General features: G+C 69.9%; 15 protein-coding genes and 1 tRNA gene. 12 read left to right on the forward strand and 4 right to left on the reverse strand.

Annotation, left to right across the window (positions count from 1 at the left end; genetic code table 11):
- Positions 1-16 precede the first annotated feature (16 nt).
- Positions 17-937, forward strand: a complete 921-nt coding sequence (locus ACZ5NW_RS32780; RefSeq protein WP_468747644.1) for a DUF4429 domain-containing protein — start codon at positions 17-19, stop codon at positions 935-937.
- A gap of 6 nt (positions 938-943) precedes the next feature.
- On the opposite strand, the gene ACZ5NW_RS32785 is transcribed toward ACZ5NW_RS32780, so the two are convergent.
- A complete protein-coding gene (locus ACZ5NW_RS32785) occupies positions 944-2,509 on the reverse strand; it encodes a purple acid phosphatase family protein (RefSeq protein WP_468747645.1) in 1,566 nt (521 codons plus the stop codon).
- A gap of 186 nt (positions 2,510-2,695) precedes the next feature.
- Between ACZ5NW_RS32785 and ACZ5NW_RS32790 the strand changes: the two genes are divergently transcribed.
- Both ACZ5NW_RS32790 and glmS read left to right on the forward strand, forming a co-directional pair.
- The gene (locus ACZ5NW_RS32790; protein WP_468747646.1) at positions 2,696-2,953 is read left to right on the forward strand and encodes a hypothetical protein; all 258 of its coding nucleotides are present in this window, start codon (positions 2,696-2,698) and stop codon (positions 2,951-2,953) included.
- A gap of 12 nt (positions 2,954-2,965) precedes the next feature.
- A complete protein-coding gene (gene glmS / locus ACZ5NW_RS32795; RefSeq protein ID WP_468747647.1) occupies positions 2,966-4,783 on the forward strand; it encodes a glutamine--fructose-6-phosphate transaminase (isomerizing) in 1,818 nt (605 codons plus the stop codon).
- A 99-nt stretch (positions 4,784-4,882) separates the two neighbouring features.
- Here the strand turns inward: glmS and ACZ5NW_RS32800 are convergent, their stop codons facing one another.
- Together ACZ5NW_RS32800 and ACZ5NW_RS32805 are read right to left on the reverse strand one after the other, a co-directional pair.
- Positions 4,883-5,446 (reverse strand): GPR1/FUN34/YaaH family transporter, encoded by a 564-nt coding sequence (locus tag ACZ5NW_RS32800; protein ID WP_468747648.1) that lies wholly within the window; start codon positions 5,444-5,446, stop codon positions 4,883-4,885.
- 184 nt (positions 5,447-5,630) lie between these two features.
- A complete protein-coding gene (locus tag ACZ5NW_RS32805; protein WP_468747649.1) occupies positions 5,631-6,158 on the reverse strand; it encodes a universal stress protein in 528 nt (175 codons plus the stop codon).
- Positions 6,159-6,484: 326 nt separating this feature from the next.
- Between ACZ5NW_RS32805 and ACZ5NW_RS32810 the strand changes: the two genes are divergently transcribed.
- From ACZ5NW_RS32810 to ACZ5NW_RS32830, 5 genes are all read left to right on the forward strand, one after another.
- Positions 6,485-6,814 (forward strand): hypothetical protein, encoded by a 330-nt coding sequence (locus ACZ5NW_RS32810; protein ID WP_468747650.1) that lies wholly within the window; start codon positions 6,485-6,487, stop codon positions 6,812-6,814.
- Positions 6,815-7,192: 378 nt separating this feature from the next.
- Positions 7,193-8,440, forward strand: coding sequence for a helix-turn-helix domain-containing protein (locus tag ACZ5NW_RS32815; RefSeq protein WP_468747651.1), 1,248 nt, complete (start codon positions 7,193-7,195; stop codon positions 8,438-8,440).
- 150 nt (positions 8,441-8,590) lie between these two features.
- The gene (gene orn, locus ACZ5NW_RS32820) at positions 8,591-9,199 is read left to right on the forward strand and encodes an oligoribonuclease (protein ID WP_468747652.1); all 609 of its coding nucleotides are present in this window, start codon (positions 8,591-8,593) and stop codon (positions 9,197-9,199) included.
- A 107-nt stretch (positions 9,200-9,306) separates the two neighbouring features.
- Positions 9,307-9,379 (forward strand) — tRNA-His (locus ACZ5NW_RS32825).
- Between the two features lie 430 nt (positions 9,380-9,809).
- The gene (locus tag ACZ5NW_RS32830; protein WP_468747653.1) at positions 9,810-10,304 is read left to right on the forward strand and encodes a GNAT family N-acetyltransferase; all 495 of its coding nucleotides are present in this window, start codon (positions 9,810-9,812) and stop codon (positions 10,302-10,304) included.
- A gap of 96 nt (positions 10,305-10,400) precedes the next feature.
- Here ACZ5NW_RS32830 and ACZ5NW_RS32835 read toward each other — a convergent pair whose 3' ends face one another.
- The gene (locus tag ACZ5NW_RS32835) at positions 10,401-11,471 is read right to left on the reverse strand and encodes a LacI family DNA-binding transcriptional regulator (RefSeq protein ID WP_468747654.1); all 1,071 of its coding nucleotides are present in this window, start codon (positions 11,469-11,471) and stop codon (positions 10,401-10,403) included.
- Between the two features lie 316 nt (positions 11,472-11,787).
- On the opposite strand from ACZ5NW_RS32835, the gene ACZ5NW_RS32840 reads away from it, so the two are divergent.
- From ACZ5NW_RS32840 to ACZ5NW_RS32855, 4 genes are all read left to right on the forward strand, one after another.
- Positions 11,788-13,116 carry an ABC transporter substrate-binding protein gene (locus tag ACZ5NW_RS32840; protein ID WP_468747655.1) on the forward strand — a complete coding sequence of 443 codons (1,329 nt, stop codon included), beginning with the start codon at positions 11,788-11,790 and terminating at the stop codon, positions 13,114-13,116.
- Positions 13,117-13,121: 5 nt separating this feature from the next.
- Complete coding sequence (locus tag ACZ5NW_RS32845; protein ID WP_468747836.1) at positions 13,122-14,135, forward strand: carbohydrate ABC transporter permease; 1,014 nt, start codon at positions 13,122-13,124, stop codon at positions 14,133-14,135.
- Between the two features lie 10 nt (positions 14,136-14,145).
- Positions 14,146-15,048 carry a carbohydrate ABC transporter permease gene (locus ACZ5NW_RS32850; RefSeq protein WP_468747656.1) on the forward strand — a complete coding sequence of 301 codons (903 nt, stop codon included), beginning with the start codon at positions 14,146-14,148 and terminating at the stop codon, positions 15,046-15,048.
- Positions 15,049-15,156: 108 nt separating this feature from the next.
- Positions 15,157-16,581 (forward strand): GH1 family beta-glucosidase, encoded by a 1,425-nt coding sequence (locus ACZ5NW_RS32855; RefSeq protein ID WP_468747657.1) that lies wholly within the window; start codon positions 15,157-15,159, stop codon positions 16,579-16,581.
- The last annotated feature ends 102 nt before the right edge of the window (positions 16,582-16,683 follow it).

Below are 16,683 nucleotides of genomic sequence, written 5' to 3' on the forward strand. Positions count from 1 at the left end.
GGGAGACAATCCCCCCATGGCGGAAATCATCCAGAAGGACGGCACCTGGGTCTTCGACGGCGACGCCCTGCGGCTGACTCCCGGACGGGACAAGAACATCAGCCCGCTGCGTCGGCAGCTGGGTGAACTGGTCGTCCCCCTGGGCGCGTTGAGCGGGATCTCCTTCGAGCAGGGCAAGCGGAACGGGCGGCTCAGGCTGCGGCTGCGCGACGGCGCCGACCCCCTGCTGCACGCCACCCGGGGCCGGCTGCGCGAACCCCACGACCCGTATCAGCTGCTCGTCGAGTCCGACCGGTACGGCGTCGCCGAGTACCTGGTGGACGAGGTCCGCAACGCCCTGCTGCTCGACCGGGTCCCGGCCGACCCGGTGGACGCGTATCTGCTGCCGGGCCCCGCCCTGCCGCTGACCGTGTCCGCCGGGGACGGCACCGCCGGCTTCGACGGCGAGCACGTGCGCCTGGAGTGGAACTGGAAGACGGAGGAGGCCAAGGCCGCCGCCGGCGCCCGCAGCCTGCCCCTCGCCGACATCACGGACGTGGAGTGGCATCCGGCGGTCGGCCTGGAGAACGGCTGTCTGCGCTTCACCGTGCGGGGCGCGGCCACCAAGGCGCCCGCGAAGTACGACCCCAACGCGGTGGAGCTGTGGGGCTTCAAGAAGGACCCGCTGATGGCGCTGGTCGCGGCGGCCGTCCAGGCCCGGCTGCCGCACCCGGCGGCGGCCCGTGACGGCGTACGCGACGGAGTACGGCGGGACGCCGCGCCGCACGACACCCTGGCGGCGGCCGACGGGGCCGGGGCGGCCCTGCCGGCCGCCGGTGACAGCGACCACGACGCCCTGCTGCGGCGCCTGCGGGAACTCGGTGAGCTGCACCGCTCGGGGGTCCTGACGGACGAGGAGTTCACCTTCGCCAAACAGGCGGTCCTCAAGCGGCTGTGAGATCCCCTACTTCGCTCGGCGCGCCACCGTGAAGTGGTCGATGCGGTCGCCCGTCTCGGCGATGCCCGACACCTTCAGGGTGGTCCAGCGGCCCTTCGGCGCGGGCGTGACGTCCACGCGCAGGAAGGAGTAGTTGAGGTAGCGCACCCGGGACCAGGCGACGGTCTCGTTCTGCTTGCCGTCCTTGAGGTTGACGAACGAGGCCACGGAGTCGACCTCGTGCTCGTGTCCCTCGTAGGAGTCGGGGGCGGTGAACGCGTACAGGCTGCGGCCGGCGGCGCCCGCCGTCACGTAGACGACGCCCTCGGTCTCGGGGTAGGCGGTGCCGCCGATCGGCAGCTTCTTGACGACCTCGCCCGCCTTGATGACGTCGGTGCGCTCGTACTGGTGGTTGTGGCCGTTGATGACGAGGTCGACCTGGTACTTGTCGAACAGCGGCACCCACTCCTGGCGGACACCGCCCTCCGAGGCGTGCGCGGTGGAGGTGCAGTAGGCGCAGTGGTGGAAGAAGACGACGATGAAGTCGACGTCCTTCGAGGCCCGGTACTTCTTCAGCTGGGTCTCGAACCAGGTGGTCTGGGTGCCGCCGGAGATGCCGAGGTTGGCCGGGATCTCGAAGGAGACGTCATTGGGGTCGAGGGAGATGACCGCCGTGTTGCCGTGCACGAAGGAGTAGACGCCGGGCAGGTTCTTGGCGTCCGGGCCGTTGTCCGGGAGGGTCCAGCGGGCCTCCTCGCCGCCGTAGCCGTTGGGCGAGTACCAGGCCTCCATGTCGTGGTTGCCGAAGCTCACCATCCACGGCACGGACTTGGCGACCGACTCCGTCTGGTAGAGGAACTGGTCCCAGGTGCGCGAGTCGAAGCCGGTGTCGGTGGTCTTGCCGGCGCCGGCGGGGTCGCCGTAGGCGATGTCGCCGGCGTGCAGGTGGAAGGCCGGGTTCTGGCCGAGGATCAGGCTGTCGTTGGCGAGGGCGTGGTAGCTGACGCCCTGGTCGCCGAAGGCGGTGAAGGTGAAGGGCGCCTTCGCGGCGGGCGCGGTGGTGAAGGTGCCGAGGGTGCCCAGCAGATGCGGCTGGGCGGGGTCGAAGCCTTCGTGGCCGACGCCGTAGTAGTAGGTGCGGCCGGGGCGCAGATGGGTGAGCTTGGCGTGCAGGTAGTACTGCGTGCGGTCGCCGCTCGCGCCGACGCCGGCCGGGGTGTACAGGGTGCGCACCTCGGCCTCGATCTTGCGGGAGAGGTCGCAGGGGTGGGCGCCGATGCGGATGAACGGCTTCTTGACGGCGACCGGCACCTGCCAGGAGACGGTCATCTCGGTACGGGGGTCGTTGCCGTAGGCGAGGTGGCGGCCGAAGGGGGCGACGAGGGCACCGTCGACATGCTCGGTGGCCGGCGCGGCCGACGGGGTGGGGACGGCGGCCCGGGCGGTGGCGCCCGGGACGAACACCCCACCGGCGACGGCGCCCAGGGTGACGGCACCGCCTCTGATCATCGTGCGCCGGGAGAACTTGGAGCGAAGGTACTCGTGCTGCTCGGCCATGCTCATGCGCTCGGCGAGCTCGTCGGGTACGCCCATGCGAGGAAGGTCCATGGCGTCTGAAACTCGTCCTCCCAGGCGACGGGCCGCAAGACGCCGGATGGACGGTTCACGAACAGGCACTCATGAGCGATTCAATGACCGTCCAAGTTTTGCCTGCAGAGGGCTGCCCGATATCGGGCAGGTTTCTTGCGAAACTCGGCTCGGTACCCCAGGATCTACCGGGTGCACGACGAACTCGTTGATCACCTGACGCGCTCCACCCCCCTGAACAGGGGCGAGGCACTGCGGGTGATCCAGGACGTGCTCGCCTACTTCGACGAGACGACCGAGGAGTACGTCCGTCGCCGCCACCGCGAGCTCCAGGCCCAGGGCCTGGTGAACGCGGAGATCTTCGAACGGATCGAGGCGGACCTGAGATACCGGGCGGTCGCACCGCCGGAGCTCACCCTCCGGCAGCTGCGCCGCATCGTCTACGGCTAGGAATACGTATACATGTGCGGAATCGTCGGATACATCGGGAAGCGTGATGTGGCCCCGCTGCTGCTGGAGGGCCTGCAGCGGCTGGAGTACCGCGGCTACGACTCCGCGGGCATCGTCGTCAGCTCCCCGAAGTCGGCGGGCCTGAAGATGGTCAAGGCCAAGGGCCGCGTGCGCGACCTGGAGGCCAAGGTCCCGGCCCGCTTCAAGGGCACCACCGGTATCGCCCACACCCGCTGGGCCACCCACGGCGCCCCGTCCGACCTGAACGCCCACCCGCACATGTCGGCCGACAGCAAGGTCGCCGTCGTCCACAACGGCATCATCGACAACGCCGCCGACCTGCGGAAGAAGCTGGAAGCGGACGGCGTCGAGTTCCTCTCCGAGACCGACACCGAGGTCCTCACCCACCTCATCGCCCGCTCGCAGGCCGAGAAGCTGGAGGACAAGGTCCGCCAGGCGCTGCACGTGGTCGAGGGCACCTACGGCATCGCCGTCATGCACGCCGACTTCCCGGACCGCATCGTCGTCGCCCGCAACGGCTCCCCGGTCGTCCTCGGCATCGGCGAGAAGGAGATGTTCGTCGCCTCGGACATCGCCGCGCTGGTCGCCCACACCCGGCAGATAGTGACCCTCGACGACGGCGAGATGGCCACCCTCAAGGCCGACGACTTCCGCACCTACACGACGGAGGGCACCCGTACGACGGCGGAGCCCACCACCGTCGAGTGGGAGGCCGCCTCCTACGACATGGGCGGCCACGACACGTACATGCACAAGGAGATCCACGAGCAGGCCGACGCCGTGGACCGCGTGCTGCGCGGCCGCATCGACGACCGTTTCTCCACCGTGCACCTCGGCGGCCTCAACCTGGACGCCCGCGAGGCGCGCCAGATCCGCCGCGTCAAGATCCTCGGCTGCGGCACCTCGTACCACGCGGGCATGATCGGCGCCCAGATGATCGAGGAGCTGGCCCGCATCCCCGCCGACGCCGAGCCGGCGTCCGAGTTCCGCTACCGCAACGCGGTCGTCGACCCCGACACCCTGTACATCGCCGTCTCCCAGTCCGGTGAGACGTACGACGTCCTCGCCGCCGTGCAGGAGCTGAAGCGCAAGGGCGCGCGGGTCCTCGGCGTGGTCAACGTGGTGGGCTCCGCGATCGCCCGCGAGGCGGACGGCGGCGTCTACGTGCACGCCGGCCCCGAGGTCTGCGTGGTCTCCACGAAGTGCTTCACCAACACCACCGTCGCCTTCGCGCTGCTCGCCCTGCACCTCGGCCGCACCCGCGACCTCTCCGTACGCGACGGCAAGCGGATCATCGAGGGCCTGCGCAAGCTGCCCGGCCAGATCGCCGAGATCCTCGCCCAGGAGGAGGAGATCAAGAAGCTGGCCGACGAGTTCGCCGAGGCCCGCTCGATGCTCTTCATCGGCCGCGTCCGGGGCTACCCGGTGGCCCGTGAGGCCTCCCTGAAGCTCAAGGAGGTCTCGTACATCCACGCCGAGGCCTACCCGGCCTCCGAGCTCAAGCACGGCCCGCTGGCCCTCATCGAGCCCGCCCTCCCCACGGTCGCGATCGTCCCCGACGACGACCTGCTGGAGAAGAACCGCGCGGCCCTGGAGGAGATCAAGGCCCGCTCGGGCCAGATCCTGGCGGTGGCCCACCAGGAGCAGGAGAAGGCGGACCGCACGATCGTCGTCCCGAAGAACGAGGACGAGCTCGACCCGATCCTGATGGGCATCCCCCTCCAGCTCCTGGCGTACTACACGGCGAAGGCCCTGGGCCGCGACATCGACAAGCCGAGGAACCTCGCGAAGTCGGTCACGGTCGAGTAGTTCAGACAGAGACGGAACGGACCCCCACGTGATGCCACCTTCACGGGGGGTCCGCTCATGTGCGCCGGGGTCGCCCAACTCCCCGGCATCGGCTGCCCACTAGCCGGTGGCCGTCACCCCCCGGCCGGCAGCCCGTCGCGGAAGCGTCGTCGGCCAGTGAGCCAACGCCGCGGTCGCCGCGTACCAGGCGACCGCCCCCGCGGCGACGGCGAACCAACCGCCCACCTTGGCAAGGCCATCCGTGTCGCCGAAGCGCGCGATCGCGAGCAGCACCAGCGCGACGAGGAACAACCCGTAGGTCCCCTGGGTGAGTTGGTCGCCCCCGGAGACGGTCAGGGAGAGCGCCACCAGGGCGAACAGCAGCAGGAACAGTCCGGCGGCGTTGTCGGAGACCTGGTTGCCGGCGGAGACGGCCCAGGTGAACCAGAAGGCGCCGACGGCCGCGAAGGCGGTCCCGTTCACGGTGTCGCGGTCGCGGAGGGCGAGAAGGCCGGCGACGAACAGCGCGACGCCGCCGACGTAGTGGGCGATGGATACGGCGTCCGCAGCCGTCACGCCGTCGATCACGTCCGTGTACCCGAGGCCGAAGGCCAACAGGGTGACGCCGAGGGCGAGTCGGCCGACGATCGTGGTGGTGCTTCCCGCAGAGACGTCGTTGTCCACGGCGGGCTCCCTTCATGCATTGTGCAGTTGTGTGACCGATATATGCCCTTCACAAGGGCACAAACACCTCCGCGGGCCAGGAGATTCATATCGGTCGCACAGGGGGAGCCGCCGTTCCCACGGAGCATCTCACCTGGGAGAACGGGGAGTTACGGAAGGACAACGAGAGGACGGGGTCCGGACGTCAGGGGATGACGACAACCGGCCGCTTGGCGCGCTTGGCGAGCCGACCCGCGACGGAGCCGAACATCCGGCCCACGATGCCGTGCGTGGAGCCGACGACGATCGCGTCCGCCTCGTACTCCCGCCCCACCTCTTCGAGTTCGTGGCAGATGTCGCCGCCGCGCTCGACGAGGATCCAGGGCACCTCCGCCAGATAGTCCGCGCAGGCCAGTTCGAGGCCGAGGACCTCGGTGCGGTGGTCCGGGACGTCCACGAAGACGGGCGGCTCGCAGCCGGCCCACACCGTGGTGGGCAGCCGGTTGGCCACATGCACGATGATCAGCCCCGAGCCGGAGCGGTGGGCCATGCCGATGGCGTACGCGAGGGCGCGCTCACTGGACGTGGAGCCGTCGAAGCCGACCACCACGCCGTGCTTGAACGCGGGATCGCAGGACGGGCGTGCGTCGGGTGTCGCCAGCGGATCGGCCGCCGTGGGATCGGCGACGGGCCGCTTGCGGTCCGCGGGTTCGAAGAATTCGTGACCGGCCATGGCTGTCTCGGCGTTTCGATCCTTGGTGGGTGGGACGACAGTGAGCGGCGGAGCTGTGTCCGGGAATCATCTTCCCAACCCCATACCCCCAAGGGTACGGCGGCACGCCTCCTCTGCCCATATCCCGCGCACAGGGTGTGGGGGCTCCCCGCACGCCGTGTGCGGGGTTCCAGGGAGCATGCACGAGGGGGCGCCCGTAACGCAATGGTTGCTGCCCCGTACAGGCGGTTTGCACGGCATTCGCTCACCCGTCACCGATCCGCGCAGTGACCGAGTGATCGAACAGGCGTTGAACCCGGTGAACCCGCCCTCCCAGGGAGCCCGTCATGTCCGCACCGCGCACGAACACCGAGCCCGCCGCCCGCGACGACAAGGCGAGCGACCTCATCCGCTGGGCGGCGTTCACCTGCGTCCTGGTCCCGGTGGTCCTCCTCTGGTACGGCAGCTCGCTGGCCGGAGCGGCCGGCACCGCGCTCGGCCTCGCCGCGGTGACCGCGGTCTGCCGGCTGCTGCTGCGGCAGTCCGAGCGGGGCGCGGCCCGGCTGCTCACGGAGGAACAGGCACCCCAAGGGCCCCAGCCGAGCCGCCGGCACCGCACCGGGGCGACGGCCCATCGAGGCGGACGTCACACTGGGGGAAACACACCGGTCGGCTGACCGGTTTCCGCGCACGCGGCCGTATCTTTTCAGCCAACTTCCGGCGACCGCGCATCAGGCCGTCCAACACCCCCCTGCACCCCGTTTGACCTGCAAGGAAAGGGTCCACAGGACCCTGCGCACCCTACGCAGATCGGCCACTGCGACGAGGCCCACTTCCCTGCACGACCCGTGGGTGCAACGCTTCGTGATCGAATGCTTCACGCCAAGTTGCCATGTCGACAATGTGCCGGGTGACGCACTGCCTCACCCGGGAACAACGCGACACAGTAGATTCGATCTTGACTGTCTACGGCGGGGGACTCGTGCAGGACCGAGGGGAAACGTGCAGGAGCGACACAACCGAGGAGCCGCGACCACCGAGGGGGGCTTAGCAGGATGAGCCACGACTCCACTGCCGCGCCGGAAGCCGCGGCCCGGAAGCTTTCCGGGCGACGCCGCAAGGAGATCGTCGCGGTGCTGCTGTTCAGCGGCGGCCCCATCTTCGAGAGTTCCATTCCGCTGTCGGTGTTCGGGATAGACCGCCAGGACGCCGGCGTGCCGCGCTACCGCCTTCTGGTGGCAGCCGGCGAGGACGGCCCGCTGCGGACCACAGGGGGCCTGGAACTCACGGCACCACATGGCCTGGAGGCGATCTCCCGGGCGGGCACGGTCGTCGTGCCGGCCTGGCGATCGATAACCTCCCCGCCGCCGGAGGAAGCGCTCGACGCACTGCGTCGGGCGCACGAGGAGGGCGCCCGCATAGTAGGACTGTGCACCGGCGCCTTCGTCCTCGCGGCGGCGGGCCTGCTGGACGGCCGACCGGCGACGACACACTGGATGTACGCACCGACGCTCGCGAAGCGCTATCCGTCGGTGCATGTCGATCCCAGGGAGCTGTTCGTCGACGACGGCGACGTGCTGACGTCGGCGGGTACGGCGGCCGGAATCGATCTCTGTCTTCATATAGTGCGCTCGGATCACGGCAATGAGGCGGCGGGCGCACTGGCCCGGCGACTCGTCGTGCCGCCGCGCCGGTCGGGCGGCCAGGAGCGCTACCTCGACAGGTCTTTACCGGAGGAGATCGGCGCCGACCCGCTGGCCGAGGTCGTCGCCTGGGCGCTGGAACACCTCCACGAGCAGTTCGACGTGGAGACGCTGGCAGCGCGCGCGTACATGAGCCGTCGTACGTTCGACCGCCGCTTCCGCTCACTGACCGGCAGCGCGCCGTTGCAGTGGCTGATCACCCAGCGGGTGCTCCAGGCGCAACGCCTGCTGGAGACGTCGGACTACTCGGTGGACGAGGTGGCGGGCCGCTGCGGCTTCCGCTCGCCCGTCGCGCTGCGCGGCCACTTCCGGCGGCAGCTCGGCTCGTCGCCGGCGGCGTACCGGGCGGCGTACCGGGCGCGCAGGCCGCAGGGCGAACGGACCGACGTCGAACCGCCGTCCCCGCCACCGGCGCCGATGCTGTCCCCGACGACGTCGGCGGTCGGCACGGCACCCGGCCTGCACCCGGAGACCCCGGTCCCGATGCAGACCCGCCGGACGGCCGCGGCGGCCAGCGCGGTGGGCCTGGCGTCGGACCACCACGCCCGCGAGCCCTATGCGGCACGGGTGGGACTGCCGGGGCCGCGCAGCGGGTCCTGAGGATGTCCTGAGGCCGAGGAAAGGTGTGGGGGCCGGGGTGGAAGATTCCACTCCGGCCCCCGCCCTTTCCTTCAGCCGGCTTCCTTCAGCGGCGGCCCTTGCCCCCGCGCAGGTGCACCCAAAACCGAACGTCAGCTTTAGGGTGGTCGCATGAACGATCGCATGGTGTGGATCGACTGCGAGATGACCGGCCTCTCGCTGTCCGACGACGCGCTCATCGAGGTGGCCGCCCTCGTCACCGACTCCGAGCTGAACATCCTCGGCGAGGGCGTGGACATCGTCATCCGCCCGCCGGACTCCGCCCTGGAGACGATGCCGGAGGTGGTACGTCAGATGCACACCGCGTCCGGTCTGCTCAAGGAGCTGCCGAACGGTACGACCCTGGCGGAGGCCGAGGAGCAGGTCCTGACGTATGTGCGCGAGCACGTCAAGGAACCGGGCAAGGCCCCCCTGTGCGGCAACTCCGTCGGCACGGACCGCGGCTTCCTCCTCCGTGACATGCCGAAGGTCGAGGAGTATCTGCACTACCGGATCGTCGACGTCTCCTCGATCAAGGAACTCGCCCGCCGCTGGTACCCCCGGGCCTACTTCAACAGCCCGGAGAAGAACGGCAACCATCGCGCCCTCGCCGACATCCGCGAATCGATCGCGGAGCTGCGCTACTACCGCGAGGCCGTCTTCGTCCCCCAGCCCGGCCCGGACTCCGACACCGCCAAGGCGATCGCCGCCAAGCACGTCCTGCCTGCTCAGCACGGCTGAAGGGGGCTCGCGTACGGCCCCCGCGAAAGCCGTGCGCGAGCACCCCTTCGGACCCTGTACACTTTTTCTCGGCCGGTCGGGGACGACAAAGTCCACTGCCGGTCATGGTGGGTGTAGCTCAGCTGGTAGAGCACCTGGTTGTGGTCCAGGATGTCGCGGGTTCGAGTCCCGTCACTCACCCTGAATGATCAAGGGGCTGACCTGACAAACAGGTCAGCCCCTTGGCGTTCCCAGATGTCTGGGGACGGTGGAGTCGGCGTCGCCTGCGTCTGGTGTGCGAAGCCGTTGGACACCGAATCGGTCATCGACCTCTCGGCAAACGTCTGCGCCGCGTCGCGTACGGCCATCGGCTCATCCACGTGGCGGCGATCGAAGCGGCCGGCAAGCCCGCGCCCGCCCGCACGCACCGCCACCAGGACGTCGGTCGTAGGGGACGGCCAGCTACGACGAGCCGTACGACACGTACATCCCCGAGATCGGCACCGGCACCGCCGCCACGGTGTATCTGCACCGGCGCGCCTGCCCGCGAACCCCACGACAGACCTACCCGTCGACCCCGCCCCCGTCGCCTACCCTGAGGGCCTGTCCCCGGGGAGAGTGAGCCGCCGCCGTGCAGATCGAGCCCATCACCACGTCCCGCCTGGATCTCCTTCCCCTCCGCGTCGAGCACGCCGAGGAGATGGCCACGGTCCTCGCCGACCCCGCCCTCCACACGTTCATCGGCGGCGCGCCCGCCACCCCGGAGGCCCTGCGCGCCCGTTACGTGCGTCTGGTCGCCGGTTCGCCCGATCCGGCCGTCTCCTGGTGCAACTGGGTCCTGCGGCACCGCTCCGAGGGCCACCTGCTCGGCACCGTCCAGGCCACGGTCACCGACGCGGGCCGGGCTGCGGAGATCGCCTGGGTGATCGGCGTCCCCTGGCAGGGGCGGGGCTACGCCAAGGAGGCCGCCGCGGCCCTGGCCGACCGGCTGCGCACCCAGGGCGTCCACACCCTCACCGCCCACATCCACCCGACCCACGGCGCCTCCGCCGCCGTAGCGGAAGCGGCCGGACTGACGCCCACCGACGAGGAACAGGACGGCGAGATCCGCTGGCGGTCCCGCTGACGGCGCAGGACGGCTGACAACCCGCCTCCCACAAGACGCCGACCACCGCCGCCAGGTGCGCCCCGCCTCTCCGAACTCCCCCGCGCCCTCCGGGACTTACGACGACGCCCGCTCCACCAGTTCCGCCGCCAGGACCACCTGTCGGCGTTCCAGGCCCCGTGACACCGCCGGGCGGCGGTCGGCGATCTCGGTGAGGAGGAGGTCCAGCATGCGGCGGCCCATCTCCTCGATGGGCTGGCGGACGCTGGTCAGGGGCGGGTCCATGTGGCGGGCGATCGCCGAGTCGTCGTAGCCGACGAGGGCGACGTCGTCGGGGATCACCCGGCCCGCCTCGCGCAGCGCCTGGCGGGCGCCCGCCGCCATCACGTCGGAGCCCGCGAAGACCGCGTCGAGGGCGGGGTGCCGGGCCAGCAGCTCGGCCATCGCCCGGCGGCCGCCCTCCTCGGTGAAGTCGCCCGGCTCCACCAGGCTGTCGTCCACCGCGTGGCCGGCCTCGCGCAGTGCGGCGCGGTAGCCGTCGACGCGGCGCTGGGCGCCGTACACGTCCAGGCGGCCCGTGATGTGCGCGATGCGGTGCCGGCCACGGGAGAGCAGGTGCTCCACCGCGGCGCGGCCGCCGCCGTAGTTGTCCGAGTCGACCGAGGGGAGCGTCTCCGCGGCCGACCTGGGGCCGCTGATCACCGCCGGGATCTCCAGCTGGGAGATCAGGTCGGGCAGCGGGTCGTCCGCGTGGACCGAGACCAGCAGCACGCCGTCCACCCGGTGCGCCGCGAGGTACTGCGCCAGCCTGCGGCGCTCCCGGTCGCTGCCGGCGAAGATGAGCAGCAGCTGCATCTCGGTGTCCGACAGTTCCGCCCCGACACCGCGCAGCATGTCGGAGAAGTACGGCTCGGCGAAGAAGCGGGTCTCCGGCTCGGGGACGACGAGGGCGATCGCGTCGGTGCGGTTGGCGGCGAGGGCGCGGGCCGCCGTGTTGGGGACGTATCCGAGTTCCGCGACCGCGGCCTCCACCGCCGCGCGCGTGGCGTCGCTGACCCTGGGCGAGCCGTTGATCACCCGGGAGACGGTGCCGCGGCCCACGCCGGCCCGCGCGGCGACCTCTTCGAGGGTGGGCCTGCCGCCGCTGCGGCTGCCGCCGCTCCGGCCCCGCGCTCCGTGGCTTGCCATGGGCTCCGCCTTCCCACCGTCATCCAACCCCGTTGGCCTGGAATCTAACAGTCCTGTGTGTTCGGACGATCGTCACGACGACCGTCGACCGGGTTAGCTAACAGGCCGATAACCGAACGCATCTCTCCGCGCGCTCACCCTTGACACCCCCGCCCGAACCGACGACTCTTCAACACATCACTTGTGGGAGCGCTCCCACGGTACCTGACACATACATATCCCGCACGTTCCCCGCCCGAGCCGCAGCGAGAACAAAACGGGCCCAACCATGCACGTTGGCCGGGGGGTCGGCACGTCAGGGCAACAGGAGGACGCAATGCGAGCATTCACCCGTACCGCCCGTAGGGCGGTGGTCCTCGCGGCCGTAGCGTCGCTGGGCGCCGGGTTGCTGGCCGGCTGTGCCGACGACGGCGGCGACGACGACTCGAGCGGGTCGTCGTCCGGCGGCGGCAAGGGCAAGACCACCATCACGCTGGGCCTTTTCGGCACCTTCGGCTTCAAGGAGGCCGGGCTCTACGCCGAGTACGAGAAGCTCCACCCCGACATCAAGATCGCCGAGAATGTCGTGGAGCGGAACGAGAACTACTACCCGGCGCTGCTCAACCACCTGACCACCAACAGCGGCCTGCAGGACGTCCAGGCCGTCGAGGTCGGCAACATCGCCGAGATCGTCGGCACCCAGGCGGGCAAGCTCACGGACATGTCCAAGGTTTCGGGCGTGAACAAGAGCAACTGGCTGCCCTGGAAGTGGTCGCAGGCCACCACCAAGGACGGCGAGACCGTCGGCCTGGGCACCGACATCGGCCCGATGGCCATCTGCTACCGCAAGGACCTCTTCCAGGCGGCCGGCCTGCCCACCGATCGTGCCAAGGTCGCCCAGCTGTGGGCCGGCGACTGGGGCAAGCTGGTCACCGCCGGCGAGCAGTACAAGGCCAAGGCCCCCGCGGGCACCACCTTCTGGGACTCCCCCGGCGGCCTGATCAACGCGATCCTCAGCAGTGAGAAGGAGAAGTTCTACGACGAGAAGGGCGAGGTCATCTACAAGACCAACCCCGCCGTCAAGGCCGCCTTCAACCTGACCGCGAAGGCCGCCGAGGAGGGCCTGACCGGCGCCCAGACGCAGTTCCAGCCGACGTGGGACCAGACGATCGCCAACAGCAAGTTCGCGGCGATGGCCTGCCCGCCCTGGATGATCGGCTACATCAAGGGCAAGTCGAAGCCCGACGCCGCCGGCAAGTGGGACGTGGCCGTGGCCCCGAAGTCCGGCAACTGGGGCGGCTCCTTCCTGACCGTGCCGAAGAGCGCCAAGCACGTCAAGGAGGCCCAGGAGCTGATCGCCTGGCTGACCGCGCCCGCGCAGCAGGCCAAGCTGTTCAGCGTGCAGGGCTCCTTCCCGAGCGCGCCGAGCACGTACACCATGACCGAGGTGACCAGCGCCAAGAACCCGATGACCGGGGACGCCCCGATCGGCCAGATCTTCGGTGAGGCCGCCAAGGCGATCCCGGTCCAGGTGATCGGCCCGAAGGACCAGATCATCCAGCAGGGTCTGACCGACAACGGCGTGATCCTGGTGACGAAGGGCAAGTCGCCCGAGGAGGCCTGGAACACGGCGACGAAGACCATCGACAACAACCTGGACAAGTGACCGGTATGGCCACCCGCCACGACACCGCCGCGCCCCCCGTCGAGGGGGGCGCGGCCCCGGGCCGCCCGGGCCCGGGAGCACCGCCCGCGGAGGCGGACGCGCGCCGCCGGGCCCGGCTCTCCCGCCGCTGGCAGCGGGACATGCGCTGGAGCCCGTACGCGTTCGTCTCGCCGTTCTTCCTGCTGTTCGTCGCCTTCGGTCTGTTCCCGCTGCTCTACACGGGCTGGGCGTCGCTGCACCAGGTGGAGCTGACCGCGCCGACCGACATGACCTGGGTCGGGATGCGCAACTACACCCGTATCTTCGACGACGACTTCTTCTGGAACGCGGCGAAGAACACCCTGACGATCGGCATCATCTCGACCGTCCCGCAGCTGTTGATGGCGATGGGCGTCGCGCACATCCTCAACTACAAGCTGCGTGCCTCGACCTTCTTCCGGGTCGCGATGCTCGCACCGTACGCGACGTCGATCGCGGCCGCCTCGCTGGTGTTCGTGCTGCTCTTCGGCCGCGACTACGGCATGATCAACTGGGCGCTGGACCAGGTCGGGATCAACCCCGTCGACTGGCAGAACGACAAGTGGCCCTCCCAGATCGCCGTCTCGTCGATCATCATCTGGCGCTGGACCGGCTACAACGCGCTGATCTACCTCGCCGCGATGCAGGCGATCCCACAGGACCTCTACGAATCGGCGGCGCTGGACGGCGCGAGCCGCTGGCAGCAGTTCCTGCATGTCACGCTGCCGTCGCTGCGGCCCACGATCCTGTTCACGGCGGTCGTCTCGACGATCGGCGCGAGTCAGGTGTTCGGCGAGCCGCTGCTGTTCGACGCGAACAAGGGCGCGTCGGGCGGCGCGGAGCACCAGTTCCAGACCCTCGGCCTGTACCTGTACGAGCAGGGCTGGGTGAACCAGCACCTGGGCCGGGCCTCCGCCATCGCCTGGACGATGTTCCTGATCCTCATCGTGATCGGGATCATCAACTACGTCATCTCGCGCCGGCTGCGCGCCAGTAGTTAGGAGTACGGCCGTGACGACGACTTTGACGACACCGGAGGACACCCGGCCGGCCGCGAAGAAGGTGCGCCGGCCCAAGTCGGCGCGGGCCGGCGGGCAGATGCACGGCGGGCCGGTCGCCTACGTGATCCTGGCCGTGTTCACCATCGTCTCGCTGTTCCCGCTGTTCTGGACGGCGGTCGCCGCCTCCCGGGACAACAACCGGCTGGCGCAGACCCCGCCGCCCTTCTGGTTCGGCTCCAACCTCGGGCACAACCTGGACGTGGCCTGGAACGACGCGAACCTGGGCGAGGCATTCGTCAACACCACGTTCGTGGCGGGGGTGTCGGCGGCGACGGTGGTCTTCCTGTCGACGATCGCCGGGTTCGCCTTCGCCAAGCTGCGCTTCCGGGGCCGTAACGCGCTGATGCTGCTCGTGATCGGCACGATGATGGTGCCGCCGCAGCTCAGTGTGATCCCGCTGTACATGATGGTCGCCAAGCTGGACTGGACGGACCAGCTGCAGGCGGTGATCTTCCCGTCGCTGGTGAGCGCGTTCGGTGTGTTCTTCATGCGGCAGTACCTGATCCAGGCGCTGCCGGACGAGATCATCGAGGCCGCCCGGGTCGACGGCGCGAGCAGCTGGCGCGTGGTGTGGCACGTGGTGTTCCCGGCCGCCCGGCCGGCGATGGCCGTGCTCGGCATGCTGATCTTCGTACAGACGTGGAACGACTTCCTGTGGCCCTTCCTGGTGCTGACCCAGACCGGTAACCCGACCGTGCAGGTCGCGGTGGCGGGCCTGGGCCGCGGATACACCCCCGACCAGTCGCTGATCATGGCGGGCGCGCTGCTCGGCACGCTGCCGCTGCTGCTGGTCTTCGCGATCTTCGGCAAGCAGATCGTGGGCGGCATCATGCAGGGCGCGGTGAAGGGGTAACCCCTCTTCCGCCAGCCCTCGTCTCCAGGGGCCGGGTCACCGCCGCCTCGGCCCCCCTCTCTCCTTCCCCTTCCGTTGGTCTACTCGACCCCCTATGGGAGCGCTTCCATGTCTGAGCCCCTTACGCCCGTGACCTTTCCTCCCGCCTTCCTCTGGGGCGCCGCGACGTCCGCGTACCAGATCGAGGGGGCGGTGCGGGAGGACGGCCGCACCCCCTCGATCTGGGACACCTTCAGTCATACGCCGGGCCGCACGGCCGGTGGTGAGACCGGTGACATCGCTGTCGACCACTACCACCGCTACCGCGAGGACGTGGCGATGATGGCGGACCTGGGCCTGACGGCGTACCGCTTCTCCGTCTCCTGGTCGCGGGTCCAGCCGACGGGCCGGGGCCCCGCCGTCCAGGTGGGCCTGGACTTCTACCGGCGGCTGGTGGACGAGCTCCTGGAGCACGGCATCAAGCCGGCCGTCACCCTCTACCACTGGGACCTGCCGCAGGAGCTGGAGGACGCGGGCGGCTGGCCCGAGCGCGACACGGCGTTCCGCTTCGCCGAGTACGCGCAGATCGTCGGCGAAGCGCTCGGCGACCGCGTGGAGAACTGGATCACGCTCAACGAGCCGTGGTGCAGCGCCTTCCTGGGCTACGGCTCCGGCGTGCACGCGCCCGGCCGCACGGACCCGCTGGCGTCCCTGCGCGCCGCGCACCACCTCAACCTGGCCCACGGGCTGGGCGCTTCGGCGCTGCGCGCGGTGATGCCGGCCCGCAACCAGGTCGCGATCAGCCTCAACTCCTCGGTCGTACGCCCGCTTTCGCAGCACCCGGCGGACCTGGCGGCGGCACGGAAGATCGACGACCTGGCGAACGGTGTCTTCCACGGGCCGATCCTGCACGGGGCGTACCCGCAGTCGCTGCTGGACGCGACGCGGTCGATCACCGACTGGTCGTACGTCCTCGACGGCGACCTCCAGAGCATCAACCAGCCGCTGGACGCGCTCGGGCTGAACTACTACACCCCGACCCTGGTGTCGGCGACGAGCAACGCCCCCGACGGGCCGCGCGCGGACGGTCACGGCGCGAGCGAGCACTCCCCGTGGCCGGGCGCGGACGACGTCGCCTTCCACCAGACGCCCGGCGAGCGCACGGAGATGGGCTGGACGATCGACCCGACCGGCCTGCACGACCTGATCATGCGGTACACGCGGGAGGCGCCGGGGCTGCCGCTGTACATCACGGAGAACGGCGCGGCGTACGACGACAAGCCGGAGCCGGACGGGTCGGTGCACGATCCCGAGCGGATCGCCTATCTGCACGGGCATCTCGCGGCCGTCAGGCAAGCGATTACCGACGGGGCGGATGTGCGGGGGTACTTCCTGTGGTCGCTGATGGACAACTTCGAGTGGGCGTACGGGTATGAGAAGCGGTTCGGGGCGGTGTACGTGGACTACGGGACGTTGAAGCGGACGCCGAAGTCGAGTGCGAAGTGGTACGGGAAGGCCGCGAAGTCTGGGGTGCTGCCCGCCGTTTCGGGCTGATCCGCCGTCGTGGCTGGTCGCGCCCGCGCGGCGGTAGCCGCACATTGATACAGCCCCGCGCCCCTTCTTTTCGGGCTTCGCCCGAATCGGGGGCGCGGGTAC

Source organism: Streptomyces sp. NPDC032126, assembly GCF_055580085.1.